This window comes from Neorhizobium sp. SHOUNA12A, assembly GCF_023006505.1.
In the GTDB taxonomy this organism is placed as follows: domain Bacteria; phylum Pseudomonadota; class Alphaproteobacteria; order Rhizobiales; family Rhizobiaceae; genus Neorhizobium.
In genome coordinates, this window is the sequence record NZ_JALBGV010000098.1 from 1 (window position 1) to 19236 (window position 19236).

Below are 19236 nucleotides of genomic sequence, written 5' to 3' on the forward strand. Positions count from 1 at the left end.
ATCGTTCAGCTTGGCCTCGGCCTGGTCGAGGCGCTGGGCGAGACCGGAACCGGCGCTCGCCGCCGACTGGACGGTGGCGCGAAGCCGGTCGAGATCGGCCTTCAGCGCTGCAAGCGCCTGATCGCTGGCGCTGCTCGATGCCTTGGGCGCGGTTTCAAGGGCTGCGACGCGATTGGCGAGCGCTGTATCCGGCGCTGCTGCGGTGGTGGGACGGTTTTTGAGGGCCGCAATTTCTTGGCGCAAAGCGGCGATCTCGGAGGAGAGGCCGGCCGTGTTGGAGGCCGCCGGAGCGGGCGTGGCGCCGGGCAGGTAACCGGCATATTGCATGCTGCCGGCCAGCAGCAGCGCGACGATGCCGCCGAAAATGCCGGCCGCGATCAACGTCGACGTGGCAGGACTCGTGCGATGGTGCGGGGCGGGAACTGGCTCCGGTTCGGGCGCCACGGTCGCGGGCTGCGGTTCGTTCCGGGCAGCGGCAGACCAGGGGTCGTCATAACGCGGCTCGTCCGCGGCCGAGGGACTGGACGCCGGTTCTTCCGTGGACTCGGACTTGGGCGTGACCGGCTCTTCGGCTGTTGCGGTAACATCTTCCGCGGGCTCCGTGGCGCTCACCACGTCGTCGGTGTCGTTGCTGCGGACGGGTTCGGCGACGACATCGGACTGCTCGGCGGTCAAGTCGATCGTGACCGGCTCCTTGTCCGTCTTGGATCGGCGGGGTGGTTGTTCCGGTACCATCTCGACCTCTTTTTGCATGCGCTCACAGGAAACTAGTGGGTGGGTCTTAGGAAAGAAAGGGGCGGGCGGGATTTTGGCGCCACACCTCGACTAAAGGAGTGCCAATACCCCATCCTCGTCAGGGTGGCGGGCGATCTTGATATTTCTATGGAATTCCCGCGGAATGATTTCGGCGACATTGTCGCTGAGGCAGAGGAACTGCAGGGACGCGAGTTCCTGAAGGTGCGGCGCAGCGAAATCGCAGAAAAGCCGGGCGTTTTCCCGGGAATAAAGAAGGACTGCATCCACGGGCGGATTGAGCAGGGTGCCGCGAATAAGAGCTTCATCGTAGGCTATGGGTGCCATTTCGTAGATTTCGGCAGTCACAAACGGGACGCCCTCCGCGTTGAGGCCATCTTCGAATTTTGGCGAGCGCGGCCTCCCGGCAAGATAGAGCAGCGGAGTGTCGAACGAAGGTGCATCGCTTGCGATGATTTTCGCGAGTTCGGCGCCTGTGCCAGGCCCGCGGCGAATATTCCGGAAGCCGGCATCTTCGGCAGCCTTTGCTGTTGTTTCGCCAACGGCAAAGAGGGTTTGGCCGAGAAATGGGATGAGACGCTCGCCCAACGCGGACAGCACGCGCAGGGCTTCGGCGCTGGTGACGGCCAGCGCCGAATGGGGGCTGGCGAGCGAGGCCTCGGCAATTTTCGGATGATGGATCGTCCTGGTCAGCGGCAGCAGGACCGGCTGATGGCCGAGGTTCTGCAGCCGTTCGGCGGTCCGGCGGGCCGAGTTTTCGGGGCGGGTGACGACGACCCGCATCGCGTTACGACCAGCCTTCGAAGAAATCGGAACCGGCCGCCGCGCGAACGGCTTCGCCGGCCTGCCGGCCGAGCTTTTCTGCGTTGGCTCGTTTGCCCTCGGTCTCGATCGAATGTTCCTTGCGGCCATCCGGCGTCAGGATGAGGCCCGAGAACTTCAGATGGTCGCCATCGCAGATGGCGTATCCGCCGATCGGGGTGCGACAGGAACCGTCGAGTGCGGCCAGGAAGGCGCGTTCGCAGGAGACGGCATCATAGGTTGGGCGGTCGTTGATCGGGTCGAGAAGCGCGTCGATGCGGGCGTCACTGACACGGCTTTCGACGCAGATCGCGCCTTGTGCCGGCGCCGGCGGGAAGTCGGCCGGGTCGAGCAATTCGGTGACGACATCCTGCCTGCCGAGGCGCTTCAGGCCGGCATAGGCGAGCAAGGTCGCATCCACCTGGCCTTCGTTCAGCTTGCGCAGCCGCGTTTCGACGAGGCCGCGGAAGGTGATGACCTCGATGTCCGGACGGATGCGGCGGATCAGCGCCTGGCGGCGCAACGACGAGGAGCCGACGGTGGCGCCATCCGGAAGTGCGGCCAGCGTATGGGCGGTGCGGCCGATAAACGCATCGCGAAAATCCTCGCGGGGCAGGTAGGCAGCGAGACGCAGGCCCTCGGGCAGTTTTGTCGGCATGTCTTTCGAGGAATGGACGGCGAAATCGAGATCGCCGGAAATCAGCCCTTCCTCCAGTTCCTGGGTAAACAGGCCCTTGCCGCCGAGCTCGGTCAGCGCCCGGTCGGTGATGCGGTCGCCGGTGGTCGACAGTACGACGATCTCGAACATGTCCTCCGGCAGGCCATGCGCCGTCATCAGCCGGGCACGGGTTTCGGAAGCCTGGGCGAGCGCCAGCGGGCTGCCGCGCGTGCCGATCCGGAAAGGTTTTGTTTGCATCCGCGTCATTCCATTGTTACCGGAAGCTTTCGTAAACCGGTTTATCCGGCATCGCAATTATCGATAGGCGTATGGCGACCTTTCTTCGCATCCTCGGCATTGAAACTAGCTGCGACGAGACGGCGGCTTCCGTCGTCGCGCGCCATGAAGATGGCCGCGGTGAAATCCTCTCCGACATCGTGCTGTCGCAACTCGACGAGCACAGCGCCTATGGCGGCGTCGTGCCGGAGATCGCGGCGCGTGCGCATGTCGAGGCGCTGGACGGGCTGATCGAGGAAGCTCTTACCCGCGCCAATGTGTCGCTCGACGAGATCGACGCGATTGCCGCGACGTCCGGGCCGGGCCTGATCGGCGGTCTGATCGTCGGGCTGATGACCGCCAAGGCGATCGCGCGGGCCGCCGGCAAGCCGCTGATGGCGATCAACCACCTCGAAGGCCATGCCTTGACGGCACGGCTGACCGACGGGCTTTCCTTTCCCTACCTGATGCTGCTCGTGTCCGGCGGCCATACCCAGCTGGTTCTGGTGCGCGGCGTCGGCGAATACGAGCGCTGGGGTACGACGATCGACGATGCGCTTGGCGAGGCGTTCGACAAGACGGCAAAACTGCTCGGCCTGCCCTATCCCGGTGGGCCGGCTGTCGAGAAGGCGGCCCTGAAGGGCAATCCGGACCGGTTCTCGCTGCCGCGGCCGCTGGTCGGCGAAGCGCGGCTCGACTTTTCCTTCTCTGGCCTCAAGACGGCGGTGCGTCAGGCGGCGACCGAGATCGCGCCGCTCAGCGAGCAGGATGTCGCGGATATCTGCGCCTCGTTCCAGAAGGCGATTTCCCGGACGCTGCGCGACCGCATCGGCCGCGGGCTCGCCCGCTTCAGCCGGGAGTTCGCGCATCTCGATGTCGACCGGGCGCTGGTCGTTGCCGGCGGGGTTGCCGCCAACCAGGAAATCCGCCGGACGCTGCAGGCGCTCTGCATCGAGAACGGCTTCCGCTTCATCGCACCGCCGCTGCGCCTCTGCACCGACAATGCGGCGATGATCGCCTGGGCGGGGCTCGAGCGGATGGCGGAGGAACTGCCGACCGACGGTCTCGACGTGGCGCCGCGCTCGCGCTGGCCGCTCGACAAGGACGCCAAGACCCTGCTCGGATCCGGCAAGCGAGGAGCCAAGGCATGAGCGGCGCGGAGAAAATCGCCGTCATCGGCGCCGGCGCCTTCGGGACCGCGCTTGCCGCCGTGATTTCGCTGGAAGGCCGGCATCCGGTCACCCTGATCGGCCGCGATCCTTCGCTGATGAGCGATCTGCGCGACGACAGGGTGCATGATGCCGCACTTCCAGGCGTACCCCTGCCGGATGCGCTGGAGTTTTCCGCCGAGCCGGATGCGATCGGCGAGGCGAGCCTCGTGCTCTTCGCCATGCCCTCGCAGGCACAAGCGGATGCGGCCCGGCATTACGGTCCCTATCTTGCCGGCGGCGCGGTGGTCGTCACCTGCGCCAAGGGCATCGACAAGTCTTCCGGCCGGTTGCTGACCGAGCTGCTGGAGGCGGAATTGCCGCATCATCCGGTCGCGGTGCTTTCGGGGCCGGGTTTTGCGGCGGATATCGCCCGCGGCCTGCCGACGGCGATGGCGATTGCGGCGGGGGATGAGGCATTGGCGGAACGGCTCGCCAACGCGCTCTCCAGCCGTACCTTCCGCCTCTATGCTTCCACCGATCGGATCGGTGTTCAGCTCGGCGGCGCGCTGAAGAACGTGCTGGCGATTGCCTGCGGCATCATCGAAGGCGCCGGGCTCGGCGAATCGGCGCGCGCCGCACTGATCTCGCGCGGTCTTGCAGAAATGTCGCGGCTGGTCGAGGCGATGGGCGGCAAGGCGGATACGGTGCGCGGATTGTCGGGGCTCGGCGACCTGGTGCTGACCGGCACCAGCCATCAATCGCGCAACCTGCGTTTCGGCATCGCGCTCGGCAGAGGCGAGGGCACTCAGGCCGGCGGACCGCTGGTCGAAGGGGCGTTTGCGGCATCCGTCGCGGCGCGTCTTGGCGAGAAATTTTCGGTCGAACTGCCGGTCACCAACGCGGTGGCCGATATCATCGACGGCAAGCTCGATATCATGACGGCCATGGAACAACTGATGACCCGGCCGATCACCACCGAATAAGATCATTTCCCCAATAGGATCATGCAAGGAGAGACTGATGCTGTTTGCGTTTCTGTGCACCGACAAGCCCGGCCATCTGAACGTCCGGATGGAAACCCGCCCGACCCATCTGGATTATCTGAACAAGCTCAATGCAGAGGGCGTGCTGAAGTTCGCAGGCCCGTTCCTCGATGACGACGGCAAGCCGAACGGCAGCCTCGTGGTCGTCGAAGCCGCCGACATGGCCGCCGCTCGCCTGGTCGCCGAAGCCGATCCCTATTACCTGGCCGGCCTCTTCGAGAAGGTCGAAGTGAAGGCCTGGAACTGGGTCTTCAACAAGCCGGAGTGAGGCGACAGATGGCATATTGGCTTTACAAATCCGAACCGTCGGCCTGGTCCTGGGAACAGCAGAAGGCGGCGGGCGAAAAGGGCACCGAATGGACCGGCGTGCGAAACTACCTGGCGCGCAATAACATGCGGGCCATGAAGATCGGCGACAAGGGCTTCTTCTACCACTCGAATGACGGGCTGGAGATCGTCGGCATCGTCGAGGTCTGCGCCCTGTCGCATCCCGATTCCAGCGCCAAGGGCGATCCAAAGTGGGATTGCGTCGACATCCGCGCGGTGACCGACATACCGACGCCGGTGACGCTGAAGGATATCAAGGCGAACCCGAAGTTCGAGAAGATGTCGCTGGTGACGTCGATGCGGCTTTCGGTGCAGCCGGTGACCGACGAGGAATATTTCGAGATCTGCAAGCTCGGTGGTCTCGACAACCCGCCGCGTTAACCTAAAGTGGCGGTTGTGCGGAGTATTGGCTGCACGCCAAGCGATTTTAGGGGGCTTCAATGGGGTCGTTCAGCATTTGGCATTGGTTGATAGTCATTATTTGGTTGGTTGTGTTTGGTTGGCCAATCGCGAAAATTCTGAGGCGAATGGGCTTTTCAGGCTGGTGGACCGTCATCGCATTTGTTCCGCTGGTCAATATCATTGGCTTGTGGGTCGTTTCTGTCGCCCGTTGGCCCGTCATAGACAGGCAATAAGCGGAAAAATTGAAGACTGATCCCCGGACATTCATCCTTCAAAACACGGATATCGCCGCGCCGCCGCATGTGCCGGAAATCCGGCTGCATCTGGCGAGCGAGGCGCATGACCTCTGGCTGAAGACGGAAGAGGATCTGGAGGAAATCGGCCTGCCGCCGCCGTTCTGGGCTTTCGCCTGGGCGGGCGGGCAGGGGCTTGCGCGTTATATTCTCGATCGTCCGGATGTGGTTGCGGGCAAAGAGGTGCTGGATTTCGCCAGCGGCTCGGGCCTGGTGGCGATTGCCGCGCAGCTTTCCGGCGCCGCCGACGTGCTGGCGGCGGATATCGATCCCTGGGCTGCGAGCGCCATAGCGCTGAATGCCGCGGAGAACGGGGTGGTAATCCGCTCCACAGCCGACGACCAGATCGGCGAGGTGGTCGGGGCGGATGTCATCCTGGCTGGCGATGTCTTCTACGACCGGGATTTTGCGGCGGCCTTGATCCCATGGTTCATGCAGCTTGCGGATGAGGGGAAACTGGTCCTGATCGGCGATCCGGGCCGCAGCTATCTTCCGAACGACCGGCTCGAATCGCTGGCGGTCTACCAGGTGCCGGTCACCCGGGCGCTGGAAGACAGCGAAGTGAAGAAGACGACCGTTTGGCGGTTTGTTTAGCTTCGAGCAGATAATGCCGCGTCTCAGTTCCCGCCGCGGATGACGCAGACGCCGGCTTCATAAGAGCAGGCGTTTCCGAAACCGCGCAGGCCTGTGCCGACATCGATGATCTTGGCCCTGGGGGCAAGCACCACGCGACCTTCTTCTCCCTGCCAGTAGCCTTCCGAAAAGTAGCGTGAAAAATGAATGCCGAAGTCGGGGATCGGGGGGGCCTGCAGCGGTCCGCTGAAAATGCCGAGCCTGCGGACGAACGATGCCGTGCCGGTGTAGAAAACCCGGAAGCTTTCCACGTTGGGTGCGCCATCGCCCTGTTCGACCCAGTGATTGCCGCCAAGGCGGTAGACGCTGCTGTCGGCGCCGCGCCAGCCGTCGCGGGCATTGGCGGCGGATGCGAGCGACGCAAAAAGCGCCGCAGCGACCAGGACAGGCTTGATGCGATTCGCGATCATGGCGAAACTCCGGAGAACATGATTAACGAAACGTTACCATAAAACGGCTCGTCACGTCCCGGTGGCAACGAAATCTTTCGAAATTGTAGTTAATGTGACGGCCGGGTTTGAACCACGCCAGCCACGAGAAAGACACAATCGATTAAATTGAAAATCGGTTTGAATTGTTCTTGTCGTCCGACATCCGTGCGATTAAACCACGCCAATGATGCAATGCACATTTCTTCGGCACCGTGCATTGCTGGGCGCCCGCCCTTGATACCGCATACGACGCCGCGAGGTTCTGATGGCGAATGTGACAAATAACCGGCCTCTGTCGCCGCATCTGCAAATCTACAAGTTCATTCCCACCATGGCGATGTCGATCGTCCACCGCATTACCGGTGGCGCGCTCTACGTCGGCACGTTGCTGGTCGCCGCCTGGCTGATCGCGGCCGCGTCCGGCGAGCAATATTTCAACCAGGTCAACTGGCTGTTCGGCTCGATCATCGGACAGGTCGTGCTGTTCGGCTATACCTGGGCCCTTCTTCACCATCTGCTCGGCGGCCTGCGCCACATCATGTGGGACATCGGCTACGGTTTCGAGAAGGAATTCTCGACCATGCTGGCCAAGGCCAACCTCGTGGCCTCCATCGCGCTGACCGTTCTGGTCTGGGCGATCGTGCTCATCGTTCGCTGAGGAGATTGATCATGGATATGCGCACTCCTCTCGGAAAAGTCCGCGGCCTCGGCTCCGCCAAGAGCGGCACGGAGCATTTCTGGCGTGTCCGGACGACCGCGGTCGCACTCGTGCCGCTTCTTCTCTTCTATGTCGTCTTCCTGATCATCTATGCAGGCAAGCCTTATGCCGAAGTGGTGGGCGCGCTGGCCAATCCCTTCGTCGCCACGATCAACGGGCTGACGGTCGTCGCCAGCATCATCCACATGCGTCTCGGCATGGAAGAGATCATCCAGGACTACATCCATTCCGAAGCCACGAAGATCGTTCTTCTGATCCTCAACGCCTTCTTTTCCCTCGCGGTGGGCGGCCTCTGTCTTTTCGCCGTCCTGAAAATCGCATTTGCAGGATAACCCCGTCATGGCATCCGTCACCCCCATCGCCCAGAACGGCAAGGCCTATACCTATGTCGACCATTCCTATGACGTGATCGTCGTCGGCGCCGGCGGCGCGGGCCTGCGCGCCACGCTCGGCATGGCCGAACAGGGTTTCAAGACCGCCTGCATCACCAAGGTCTTCCCGACCCGCTCTCACACCGTCGCAGCTCAGGGCGGCATCGCCGCCTCGCTGCAGAACATGACGCCGGATAGCTGGCAGTGGCACCTTTACGACACCGTCAAGGGCTCCGACTGGCTCGGCGACGTCGATGCCATGCAGTACATGGTCATGGAAGCGCCGAAGGCCGTCTACGAACTCGAGCATTACGGCGTGCCCTTCTCGCGTAACGAGGAAGGCAAGATCTACCAGCGCCCGTTCGGCGGCCACATGCAGAACTTTGGCGCCGGCCCGCCGGTGCAGCGCACCTGCGCCGCGGCAGACCGCACCGGCCACGCCATCCTGCACACGCTCTACGGCCAGTCGCTGAAGAACAATGCGGAATTCTTCATCGAATATTTCGCGCTCGACCTGATCATGTCGGATGACGGGCGCTGCACCGGCGTCGTCGCCTGGAACCTTGACGACGGCACGATCCATCGTTTTGCCGCCAAGATGGTGGTGCTGGCGACCGGCGGCTACGGCCGCGCCTATTTCTCGGCGACATCGGCCCATACCTGCACCGGCGACGGCGGCGGCATGGTGGCCCGCGCCGGCCTACCTTTGCAGGACATGGAATTCGTACAGTTCCACCCGACCGGCATCTACGGCTCCGGCTGTCTGATCACCGAAGGGGCGCGCGGCGAAGGCGGTTACCTTGTTAATTCCGAGGGCGAGCGCTTTATGGAACGCTACGCACCTTCGGCGAAGGACCTCGCCTCGCGCGACGTCGTCTCGCGCTGCATGACGCTGGAAATCCGCGAAGGCCGCGGCGTCGGCAAGAACAAGGATCACATCTTCCTGCATCTCGACCATCTCGATCCGGCCGTTCTGCACGAACGCCTGCCGGGCATTTCCGAGAGCGCCAAGATCTTTGCGGGCGTCGACGTAACGCGGGAGCCGATCCCGGTCCTGCCGACCGTGCATTACAACATGGGCGGCATCCCGACCAACTTCTACGGCGAGGTGCTCAATGCCGACAGCAACAATCCGGAACGACTGCTGCCGGGCCTGATGGCCGTCGGCGAGGCGGGCTGCGCCTCGGTTCACGGCGCCAACCGCCTCGGCTCCAACTCGCTGATCGACCTGGTGGTGTTCGGCCGCGCCGCGGCGATCCGCGCCGGCGAGGTGATCAACAAGGCCGAGCCGATCCCGGCGCTCAACATCGCCGCCTGCGACAAGATCATGGACCGTTTCGACCGCCTGCGGAACGCCAACGGCGGAACGCCGACCGCGGTGCTGCGCGATAAGATGCAGCGCACCATGCAGGACGACGCCGCCGTGTTCCGCACGCAGGAATCGCTGGAATCGGGCTGCAAGCGCATGTCGGCGATCTGGGGCGAGCTGAAGGACATCAAGGTCACCGACCGTTCGATGATCTGGAACTCGGACCTGGTCGAGACGCTGGAACTCGAAAACCTGATGGCGAATGCAATTGCCACGGTCGTCGGCGCGGAGGCCCGCAAGGAAAGCCGCGGCTCCCACGCCCGCGAGGACTACACGTCCGGCCCGTTCGGCGGCCGCGACGACGAGAACTGGCGCAAGCACACGCTTGCCTGGGTCAGCGACAACGGCGACGTCAAGCTCGACTATCGCCCGGTTCACACCGAACTCATTGCCGAAGGCATCGATCCGCACAAGATCGAGCCGAAAGCCCGCGTCTACTGATCTGAGGGAATTGGACCATGGTTGAACTCGCTCTCCCCAAGAACTCTCAGATGACCGAAGGCAAGACCTGGCCGAAGCCGGCCGGTGCCAAGAACGTCCGGGAATTCCGCATCTACCGCTGGAGCCCGGATGACGGCCAGAACCCGCGCATCGACACCTATTATATCGATGTCGACGATTGCGGCCCGATGGTTCTCGACGGTCTGCTCTACATCAAGAACAATATCGACCCGACGCTGACGCTGCGCCGCTCCTGTCGCGAGGGCATCTGCGGCTCCTGCGCCATGAACATCGACGGCACCAACACGCTCGCCTGCACCAAGGGCATGGACGACGTGAAGGGCACCGTGAAGGTCTATCCGCTGCCGCATATGCCTGTGGTCAAGGATCTGGTTCCGGACCTCACCAACTTCTACGCCCAGCACCGCTCGATCGAGCCCTGGCTGAAGACGGTTTCGCCGCCGCCGGCCAAGGAATGGAAGCAGAGCCACGAAGACCGCCAGAAGCTCGACGGCCTCTACGAGTGCATCCTGTGCGCCTGCTGCTCGACCTCCTGTCCGAGCTACTGGTGGAACGGCGACCGGTATCTCGGCCCGGCCACTCTGCTGCAGGCCTATCGCTGGCTGATCGATAGCCGCGACGAAGCCAAGGGCGAGCGCCTCGACAATCTCGAGGATCCGTTCCGGCTCTATCGCTGCCACACGATCATGAACTGCGCCCAGACTTGCCCCAAGGGCCTGAACCCGGCCAAGGCGATCGCCGAAATCAAGAAGATGATGGTCGAGCGCCGCGTCTGAGGCGTTCTCGGCAATTTGATGCCTCATTCGGTCCCTGCGTCGGCGGGACCGGATGCATTGCAGCATTCTTCTTGATCAGCCATGCCGAATTGTTCCAGTACGACTTGATTAACCAAGGTGGTTTACGATAATTCGGTCTCAATTCAGTGGCATCGGTGGCGGGTCAAGCTGAAAGCAGGAGTTAGATGATGCAGTTCAGATACGTGGCGACGGGACTTGTTCTTGCCTTGGCACTGGCGGGTTGCCAGCGCACTTCATATAGCCCCTATAGCGATCTGCCTGCTCAACCCTCTCAGCCTGCTCCGCTTCAGGCGCAGCCCGTGCCGTCCGTTCAGGGCGGCCAGTTGCCGCCGCCTCCCGGTACTGCCGGTGCTTCTCAGTTCCCGAGCGCGCCCGGCGCAAATCCTGCCATGGCGTCGGCCAACCCGACCGCACCGCCAGCGAGTGCGCTCGACGTCAAGAAGGAAGCGATGGTCGGCAACTGGCGCGTTTCCAACGGCGGTTCGTCCTGCGACATGTTCCTGACGCTCACCAATCTCGGCGGTGGTTCGCGCGGCGGTACCCGCGGCTGTGCCGGTGAATTGACGGCAATGGGTTCGTGGGAAGTGTCCGGCAAGATGGTCCAGTTCAAGAACCGGGCCGGCGACGTGATCGGACGCGTCTACAAGAGCGCCGAGAACCGCTTTGACGGTACGATGAATTCCGGTCAGCAAGTCAGCCTCAGCCGTTAAGCGGCCCCCGCAATTTCGAGGGCGTCCGGTTGGAACCCATCCCCGAATACACGACGAGTGTCGGTGAGGAGCTGAGAGCCCTCACCGCATCCGGCGTATTGACCGCCGATCGGGCCCAGCTTTCGGTTGCCGCCAAACTCGACCATCTGCTGACCTGCCTTCGCGAGACGAGGCCGGCGAAGAAGAAAAGCTCGCTCGGCTGGCTTTTCGCCAAGGGCGGCGGCCGGCCGCGCGAAATCCGCGGGCTCTATGTGCATGGCAGCGTCGGGCGCGGCAAGACCATGCTGATGGACATGTTCTTCAAGAAGGCGCCAACGACGAAGAAACGCCGGGCGCATTTCCACGAATTCATGGCGGATGTGCACAACCGCATCCACGACCACCGCCAGAAGCTGAAACGCGGCGAGACCAAGCAGGCGGACCCCGTGCCGCCGGTCGCTGCGGCGCTGTTTGCGGAGGCCGAACTCCTCTGCTTCGACGAATTCTCGGTCACCGACATCACCGACGCGATGATCCTGGCGCGGCTGTTCACGGAGCTGTTCGGGCTCGGCTGTGTTCTTGTCGCCACCTCAAACGTTGCGCCGGACGATCTCTACAGGGACGGGCTGAACCGCGGCCTCTTCCTGCCGTTTATCGTGCTGCTCAACCGGTATGTCGACGTGGTCACCCTCGATTCACCCAACGACTACCGTATGCAGAAGCTCGCAAGCCTGCCGGTCTACGTGACGCCGCTCGACGCGCGCGCCGACGCGGCAATGGAATCCGCCTGGCACCAGGTGACCGAGGGCGAGAAGGCGGCGCCTGCCGAGATCCCGATAAAGGGCCGCAGCATCCATGTGCCCTCGGCCGCCGGGCGGGCGGCGCGTTTCGATTTTAAGGACATCTGCGGCAAACCGCTGGGTGCGTCGGACTATCTGGCGCTTGCCCATCGTTTCGATGCCATCTTCGTCGAGCACGTTCCGCAGCTCGGGCCGGAGAAGCGCAACGAAACCAAGCGGCTGATCAATCTCGTCGACACGCTCTACGACCACACGGTCCGGCTTTACGTATCGGCAGCGACCGCGCCGGAAGGTATCCTCCTGGAGCGAAAAGGCACAGAAGGCTTCGAGTTCGACCGCACCATCTCGCGTCTTTTCGAGATGCGCAGCCCTGACTATCTTGCGCTGCACCAGGAAAAGCGCCGCGGACTTTAACGGTTTGGTGACAGAAACTCTTACGTTTACGTAAGATTTTTGATATCTAACCGATTGAAAAAGTTGAGTGGAAAATAATCGATTGCCATTTTGAGCGGATGGGGCTATGCGGTCTGGCACATTGGTAGGCGAGCCGTAGTCTGCCAAGGATTCGGATCTCGAAAGGAAGCTTTTCGATGGCGCGCAAGAAGATCGCACTTATTGGTTCTGGCATGATTGGTGGCACGCTGGCGCATCTCGCCAGCCTGAAGGAACTGGGCGACATCGTCCTCTTCGACATCGCCGACGGCATTCCGCAGGGCAAGGGCCTCGATATCGCCCAGTCCGGCCCGGTTGAGGGCTTCAATGCCAAGCTTTCCGGCGCCAGCGACTACGCGGCCATTGAAGGCGCCGACGTCTGCATCGTCACCGCCGGCGTCGCCCGCAAGCCGGGCATGAGCCGCGACGACCTGCTCGGCATCAACTTGAAGGTCATGGAACAGGTCGGTGCCGGCATCAAGAAATATGCCCCGAACGCCTTCGTGATCTGCATCACCAACCCGCTCGATGCGATGGTCTGGGCTCTCCAGAAGTTCTCCGGCCTGCCGAAGAACATGGTTGTCGGCATGGCCGGCGTGCTCGACTCGGCTCGCTTCCGTCTCTTCCTCTCCGAAGAATTCAACGTCTCCGTCCAGGACGTCACCGCCTTCGTTCTCGGCGGCCACGGCGACACGATGGTGCCGCTCGCCCGTTACTCGACCGTCGGCGGCGTACCGCTCACCGACCTCGTCAAGATGGGCTGGGTCACCAAGGAACGTCTCGAAGAAATCATCCAGCGCACCCGTGACGGCGGCGCTGAAATCGTCGGCCTGCTGAAGACCGGTTCGGCCTATTACGCTCCGGCCGCTTCGGCGATCGAAATGGCCGAATCCTTCCTCAAGGACAAGAAGCGCGTTCTCCCGGCTGCCGCCTATCTCTCCGGCCAGTACGGTGTGAAGGACATGTATGTCGGCGTTCCGACGATCATTGGCGCCGGCGGCGTCGAGCGCATCATCGAGGTCGAGTTCAACAAGGACGAAGAAGCCGCCTTCCAGAAGTCCGTCGGCGCCGTTGCCGGCCTCTGCGAAGCCTGCATCAACATCGCCCCGGCTCTCAAGTAATTGACGCGCTGAAGTCATCGAAACAGGGATAAACCCATGAACATTCATGAATATCAGGCTAAGGCTCTGCTGAAGGGCTATGGCGCGCCGGTTGCGGAAGGCGTCGCGATCCTGAAGGCTGAAGAAGCCGAGGCTGCTGCGAAGTCACTTCCTGGCCCGCTCTATGTCGTCAAGAGCCAGATCCATGCCGGCGGCCGCGGCAAGGGCAAGTTCAAGGAACTCGGCCCCGACGCCAAGGGCGGCGTTCGCCTCGCCTTCTCGATCGAAGAAGCCAAGGCGCATGCCAAGGAAATGCTCGGCAACACGCTGGTGACCGCGCAGACCGGCGAAGCCGGCAAGCAGGTCAACCGCCTCTATATCGAAGACGGCGCCGATATTGCCCGCGAACTCTATTGCTCGCTGCTGGTCGATCGCTCGGTCGGCCGCGTCGCATTCGTGGTTTCGACCGAAGGCGGCATGGACATCGAAGCCGTCGCCCACGATACGCCTGAGAAGATCCACACAATCGCCATCGATCCGGAAGCTGGCGTAACGGCTGCGGACATTGCTGCGATCTCCAAGGCTCTGGAACTCGACGGCGCTGCCGCCGAAGACGCCAAGTCGCTCTTCCCGCTGCTCTACAAGGCCTTCAACGAGAAGGACATGGCCCTTCTCGAGATCAATCCGCTGATCGTCATGAAGAACGGCCACCTGCGCGTTCTCGACGCGAAGATGTCGTTCGATGGCAATGCGCTCTTCCGTCACGACGACGTCAAGGCGCTGCGCGACGAGACTGAAGAAGACGCCAAGGAAATCGAGGCCTCCAAGTGGGACCTCGCTTACGTGGCGCTCGACGGCAATATCGGCTGCATGGTCAACGGCGCCGGTCTCGCCATGGCGACGATGGATATCATCAAGCTCTACGGCAAGGAGCCGGCTAACTTCTGCGACGTCGGCGGCGGCGCCGGCAAGGAGAAGGTGGCTGCGGCCTTCAAGATCATCACTGCGGACCCGAAGGTCGAGGGCATCCTCGTCAACATCTTCGGCGGCATCATGCGCTGCGACGTCATCGCCGAAGGCGTTGTCGCGGCGGTGCAGGAAGTCGGCTTGAAGGTTCCGCTCGTGGTGCGCCTCGAAGGCACCAATGTCGAACTCGGCAAGAAGATCCTGAATGAATCTGGTCTCGCTATCACGGCGGCTGACGACCTTGACGACGCGGCGAAGAAGATCGTCGCGGCGATCGAAGCCTAACCTGGAAGGACCGGAACCAATGTCTATTCTCGTCAACAAAGACACCAAGGTCATCGTCCAGGGCCTGACCGGCAAGACCGGCACCTTCCACACGGAGCAGGCGCTCGCCTACTACGGCACCAAGATGGTAGGTGGCGTTCATCCGAAGAAGGGCGGCGAATCGTGGTCCTCCGGCGTCGACGGTACGGCACTGCCGATTTTCACCTCGGTTGCCGAAGCCAAGGAACGCACGGGCGCCGACGCGACCGTGATCTACGTTCCGCCGGCAGGCGCAGCGGACGCGATCATCGAGGCGATCGAAGCCGAGGTCCCGTTCATCACCTGCATCACCGAAGGCATTCCGGTCATGGACATGGTGCGCGTCAAGGCTCGCCTCGACCGTTCCAAGTCGCGACTGCTCGGCCCCAACTGCCCGGGCATCCTGACCCCGGAAGAATGCAAGATCGGCATCATGCCGGGCTCGATCTTCCGCAAGGGTTCGGTCGGCATCGTTTCCCGCTCGGGCACGCTCACCTATGAGGCCGTGTTCCAGACGTCCAACGAAGGCCTCGGCCAGACGACGGCTGTCGGCATCGGCGGCGACCCGGTCAAGGGCACCGAGTTCATCGACGTCCTTGAAATGTTCCTCGCCGACGACGCCACCACCTCGATCATCATGATCGGCGAAATCGGCGGTTCGGCTGAAGAAGACGCAGCGCAGTTCCTGAAGGACGAAGCCAAGAAGGGCCGCAGCAAGCCGATGGCCGGCTTCATCGCAGGTCGTACCGCTCCGAAGGGCCGCACCATGGGTCACGCCGGTGCCGTGGTTTCCGGTGGCAAGGGTGACGCGGAATCGAAGATCGCGGCCATGGAATCGGCAGGCATCAAAGTGTCGCCGTCCCCGGCCCGTCTCGGCAAGACCTTGGTTGAAGTCCTGAAGGGCTGACGCCACATAAAGGACACTCGCCACCCCCAGATAGATAGGTGGCGATTGATCCGACAAGCTTCGGACAGGCGAAGCGCCACATTGTTTCGCCTGTCCATGTTTTGCGTCTCTTAATCTTAGGGGACGTGTGACCGCCAAGGGCGGTTCGGTACCAAGACGAAGACCAAGAAAATGCGGAGGCCAGAGAATTTTCCGGCTCCGATTACGTCAGGAGGCGGGCGCGGCGCCCGCAGATAACCATGGCACGGCAAGAAGCCAACGAGCAGTTCCTCATCACCTCTTTCCTCGACGGACAGAACGCGGCCTATATCGAGCAGCTTCATGCGCGGTATGAGGACGAACCGACATCCGTCTCGCCGGAATGGCAGGCCTTCTTCAAGGCGCTCGCCGACAATCCGGACGATGTGAAGGCGGCCGCCAAGGGAGCCTCGTGGCAGCGCAAGAACTGGCCGATCACGGCCAACGGCGAACTGGTGTCGGCACTCGACGGCAACTGGCCGATCGTCGAAAAGGCGATCGAAACGAAGGTCAAGGCGAAGGCGGAAGCGACTGCTGCCGCGACCGGCAAGCCGGTCAACGAAACCGATGTGCTGCAGGCGACGCGCGATAGCGTCCGCGCCATCATGATGATCCGCGCCTACCGCATGCGCGGCCACCTGCATGCCAAGCTCGATCCGCTCGGCATTGCCAGCGCGGTCGAGGACTATAACGAACTGTCGCCGTCCGCTTACGGCTTCACCGAAGCAGACTACGACCGCAAGATCTTCATCGACAACGTGCTCGGCCTCGAATACGCGACGCTGCGCCAGATGATCGAGATTCTGGAGCGGACCTATTGCTCGACGCTCGGTGTCGAGTTCATGCACATCTCCAATCCGGAAGAAAAGTCCTGGATCCAGGAACGTATCGAAGGCCCGGGCAAGGGCGTCGAATTCACGCCGGAAGGCAAGAAGGCGATTCTTTCCAAGCTCGTCGAAGCGGAAGGTTACGAACAGTTCCTCGACGTCCGGTTCAAGGGCACCAAGCGCTTCGGCCTCGACGGTGGTGAATCGCTGATCCCGGCGCTCGAACAGATCATCAAGCGCGGCGGCCAGGAAGGCCTTGAAGAAGTCGTTCTCGGCATGCCACACCGCGGCCGCCTGAACGTGCTCACCAACGTCATGCACAAGCCGCATCGCGCGGTGTTCCACGAGTTCAAGGGCGGTTCGTTCAAGCCGGACGAAGTCGAAGGTTCGGGCGACGTCAAGTACCATCTCGGCGCTTCGTCGGACCGCGAGTTCGACGGCAACAAGGTTCACATGTCGCTGACGGCTAACCCGTCGCATCTGGAAATCGTCAACCCGGTGGTCATGGGCAAGGCTCGCGCCAAGCAGGACATGCTCGCCAAGGCCTGGGACGGCGATATCATTCCGCTGAAGGAACGCTCCAAGGTTCTGCCTCTTCTGCTGCACGGCGATGCCGCGTTTGCGGGCCAGGGTGTCGTGGCCGAAATCCTCGGCCTTTCGGGCCTGCGCGGCCACCGCGTCGCCGGCACGATGCACGTCATCGTCAACAACCAGATCGGCTTCACCACCAACCCGGCCTTCTCGCGTTCGTCGCCCTATCCGTCCGACGTCGCCAAGATGATCGAGGCCCCGATCTTCCACGTCAATGGTGACGATCCGGAAGCGGTCGTCTATGCCGCCAAGGTCGCCACCGAATACCGGATGAAGTTCCACAAGCCGGTGGTCATCGACATGTTCTGCTACCGCCGCTTCGGCCATAACGAAGGCGACGAGCCGGCGTTCACGCAGCCGAAGATGTACAAGGTCATACGCGCCCACAAGACGGTCGCGCAGATCTATGCCGACCGCCTGATCGCCGAAGGTCTCGTCACCGACGGCGAATTCGAGAAGATGAAGGCCGACTGGCGCGCCAATCTCGAAACCGAGTTCGAGGCCGGTCAGAGCTACAAGCCGAACAAGGCCGACTGGCTGGACGGCCAGTGGTCGGGCCTGCGCTCGGCCGACAATGCCGACGAACAGCGCCGCGGCAAGACTGCGATGCCGATGAAGGAACTGAGGGAAATCGGCCGCAAGCTGGCGACCATTCCGGAAGGCTTCAACGCGCACCGCACCATCAAGCGGTTCATGGAGAACCGTTCGCAGATGGTCGAGACCGGCGAAGGCATCGACTGGGCCATGGCGGAAGCCCTGGCATTCGGCTCGCTTGCCGTCGAAGGCACCAAGATCCGCCTGTCCGGTCAGGATTGCGAACGCGGCACGTTCTCGCAACGTCATTCGGTTCTCTACGATCAGGACACCGAAGAGCGTTACATCCCGCTCGCCAACCTGTCGCCGACCCAGGCCCGTTACGAAGTCATCAACTCGATGCTTTCGGAAGAGGCGGTCCTCGGCTTCGAATACGGCTATTCGCTTGCCCGCCCGAATGCGCTGACCCTCTGGGAAGCCCAGTTCGGCGACTTCGCCAACGGTGCGCAGGTCGTGTTCGACCAGTTCATCTCGTCTGGCGAACGCAAGTGGCTGCGCATGTCCGGTCTCGTCTGCCTGCTGCCGCACGGTTATGAAGGCCAGGGTCCGGAACACTCTTCGGCCCGCCTGGAACGCTGGCTGCAGATGTGCGCGGAAGACAACATGCAGGTCGCCAACGTCACGACGCCGGCCAACTACTTCCACATCCTGCGCCGGCAGACGAAGCGCGACTTCCGTAAGCCGCTGATCCTGATGACGCCGAAGTCGCTGCTGCGCCACAAGCGGGCCACCTCGACGCTTGCCGAAATGGCCGGCGAATCGGCCTTCCATCGCCTCCTCTGGGACGATGCGGAGGTCATCAAGGATGGTCCGATCAAGCTGCAGAAGGATGCCAAGATCCGTCGCGTCGTGCTCTGCACCGGCAAGGTCTATTACGACCTTCTCGAAGAGCGCGAAAAGCGCGGCATCGACGACATCTACCTGCTGCGCATCGAACAGCTCTATCCGTTCCCGGCCAAGGCCCTGATCAACGAACTTTCCCGCTTCCGCAATGCGGAAATGGTCTGGTGCCAGGAAGAGCCGAAGAACATGGGTGCGTGGTCGTTCATCGACCCGTATCTGGAATGGGTTCTGGCGCATATCGATGCCAAGTATCAGCGTGTCCGGTATACGGGCCGGCCGGCAGCGGCCTCGCCTGCAACGGGCCAGATGTCGAAGCATCTCGCACAGCTCGAAGCCTTCCTCGAAGACGCGCTCGGCGGCTGATTCCCAGCCGCTCCTTCACTTTTCACAGACACAACCTGACAAACACGGAAACAGATCATGGCCACCGAAATCCGCGTCCCCACTCTCGGCGAGTCCGTCAGCGAGGCAACTGTCGGCACCTGGTTCAAGAAGGTCGGCGATACGGTCAAGGCCGACGAGCCGCTCCTTGAGCTCGAAACGGACAAGGTGACCGTCGAGGTTCCGTCGCCGGCCGCCGGCGTTCTGACCGAGATTGTCGCCGCCAATGGCGAGACCGTCGGCCTCGGCGCCCTGCTCGGCCAGATCGCCGCAGGTGCTGCCGGTGCCGCGACCGCTGCT

Annotated in this window: 19 protein-coding genes and 1 pseudogene; 16 read left to right on the forward strand and 4 right to left on the reverse strand. The window is 62.6% G+C overall.

Annotated elements, in window-relative coordinates:
- The 3 genes and pseudogenes from MOV63_RS27940 to hemC all read right to left on the reverse strand — a co-directional run.
- A pseudogene (locus MOV63_RS27940) lies at positions 1-735 on the reverse strand (hypothetical protein); the annotation flags it as partial.
- A 90-nt stretch (positions 736-825) separates the two neighbouring features.
- Entirely contained in the window at positions 826-1536 is a 711-nt protein-coding gene (locus MOV63_RS27945; protein ID WP_247038801.1) for a uroporphyrinogen-III synthase, read from the reverse strand.
- A 4-nt stretch (positions 1537-1540) separates the two neighbouring features.
- Entirely contained in the window at positions 1541-2470 is a 930-nt protein-coding gene (hemC, locus tag MOV63_RS27950) for a hydroxymethylbilane synthase (RefSeq protein ID WP_247038803.1), read from the reverse strand.
- Between the two features lie 71 nt (positions 2471-2541).
- On the opposite strand from hemC, the gene tsaD reads away from it, so the two are divergent.
- The 5 genes from tsaD (at position 2542) to MOV63_RS27975 (ending at position 6298) form a co-directional block, all read left to right on the forward strand.
- On the forward strand, positions 2542-3639 hold the full coding sequence (gene tsaD / locus MOV63_RS27955; protein ID WP_247038805.1) for a tRNA (adenosine(37)-N6)-threonylcarbamoyltransferase complex transferase subunit TsaD: 1098 nt from the start codon (positions 2542-2544) through the stop codon (positions 3637-3639).
- Positions 3636-4622: an NAD(P)H-dependent glycerol-3-phosphate dehydrogenase gene (locus MOV63_RS27960; RefSeq protein ID WP_247038807.1), complete on the forward strand. Its 987-nt coding sequence runs from the start codon at positions 3636-3638 to the stop codon at positions 4620-4622. Before tsaD ends, MOV63_RS27960 begins: the two co-directional genes overlap by 4 nt.
- A 37-nt stretch (positions 4623-4659) precedes the next feature.
- Positions 4660-4950: a YciI-like protein gene (locus MOV63_RS27965; RefSeq protein WP_247038809.1), complete on the forward strand. Its 291-nt coding sequence runs from the start codon at positions 4660-4662 to the stop codon at positions 4948-4950.
- A gap of 8 nt (positions 4951-4958) precedes the next feature.
- Positions 4959-5390, forward strand: coding sequence for an EVE domain-containing protein (locus MOV63_RS27970; protein WP_105427922.1), 432 nt, complete (start codon positions 4959-4961; stop codon positions 5388-5390).
- Positions 5391-5653: 263 nt separating this feature from the next.
- Entirely contained in the window at positions 5654-6298 is a 645-nt protein-coding gene (locus MOV63_RS27975) for a methyltransferase (protein ID WP_247038811.1), read from the forward strand.
- 23 nt (positions 6299-6321) lie between these two features.
- On the opposite strand, the gene MOV63_RS27980 is transcribed toward MOV63_RS27975, so the two are convergent.
- Positions 6322-6747, reverse strand: coding sequence for a hypothetical protein (locus MOV63_RS27980; RefSeq protein WP_247038813.1), 426 nt, complete (start codon positions 6745-6747; stop codon positions 6322-6324).
- A gap of 286 nt (positions 6748-7033) precedes the next feature.
- Here MOV63_RS27980 and sdhC point away from each other — a divergent pair, with 286 nt between their 5' ends.
- From sdhC to MOV63_RS28035, 11 genes are all read left to right on the forward strand, one after another.
- A complete protein-coding gene (gene sdhC / locus MOV63_RS27985; protein ID WP_038546525.1) occupies positions 7034-7426 on the forward strand; it encodes a succinate dehydrogenase, cytochrome b556 subunit in 393 nt (130 codons plus the stop codon).
- 11 nt (positions 7427-7437) lie between these two features.
- Positions 7438-7818: a succinate dehydrogenase, hydrophobic membrane anchor protein gene (gene sdhD, locus MOV63_RS27990; protein ID WP_038546523.1), complete on the forward strand. Its 381-nt coding sequence runs from the start codon at positions 7438-7440 to the stop codon at positions 7816-7818.
- Positions 7819-7825: 7 nt separating this feature from the next.
- Positions 7826-9667, forward strand: coding sequence for a succinate dehydrogenase flavoprotein subunit (sdhA, locus tag MOV63_RS27995; protein ID WP_247038815.1), 1842 nt, complete (start codon positions 7826-7828; stop codon positions 9665-9667).
- A gap of 17 nt (positions 9668-9684) precedes the next feature.
- The gene (locus MOV63_RS28000) at positions 9685-10464 is read left to right on the forward strand and encodes a succinate dehydrogenase iron-sulfur subunit (RefSeq protein ID WP_037081594.1); all 780 of its coding nucleotides are present in this window, start codon (positions 9685-9687) and stop codon (positions 10462-10464) included.
- Positions 10465-10652: 188 nt separating this feature from the next.
- Positions 10653-11195, forward strand: coding sequence for a protease inhibitor Inh/omp19 family protein (locus tag MOV63_RS28005; protein ID WP_247038821.1), 543 nt, complete (start codon positions 10653-10655; stop codon positions 11193-11195).
- 29 nt (positions 11196-11224) lie between these two features.
- Entirely contained in the window at positions 11225-12388 is a 1164-nt protein-coding gene (gene zapE, locus MOV63_RS28010) for a cell division protein ZapE (protein ID WP_247038817.1), read from the forward strand.
- A 176-nt stretch (positions 12389-12564) separates the two neighbouring features.
- Positions 12565-13527, forward strand: a complete 963-nt coding sequence (gene mdh / locus MOV63_RS28015; protein WP_007757753.1) for a malate dehydrogenase — start codon at positions 12565-12567, stop codon at positions 13525-13527.
- A gap of 36 nt (positions 13528-13563) precedes the next feature.
- Complete coding sequence (gene sucC / locus MOV63_RS28020) at positions 13564-14757, forward strand: ADP-forming succinate--CoA ligase subunit beta (RefSeq protein ID WP_024163886.1); 1194 nt, start codon at positions 13564-13566, stop codon at positions 14755-14757.
- A 19-nt stretch (positions 14758-14776) separates the two neighbouring features.
- Positions 14777-15682 (forward strand): succinate--CoA ligase subunit alpha, encoded by a 906-nt coding sequence (sucD, locus tag MOV63_RS28025; RefSeq protein WP_247038819.1) that lies wholly within the window; start codon positions 14777-14779, stop codon positions 15680-15682.
- 239 nt (positions 15683-15921) lie between these two features.
- On the forward strand, positions 15922-18918 hold the full coding sequence (locus MOV63_RS28030; protein WP_038546511.1) for a 2-oxoglutarate dehydrogenase E1 component: 2997 nt from the start codon (positions 15922-15924) through the stop codon (positions 18916-18918).
- Between the two features lie 57 nt (positions 18919-18975).
- On the forward strand, positions 18976-19236 hold a 261-nt coding region (locus MOV63_RS28035), incomplete at its 3' end, for a biotin/lipoyl-containing protein (protein WP_309500852.1).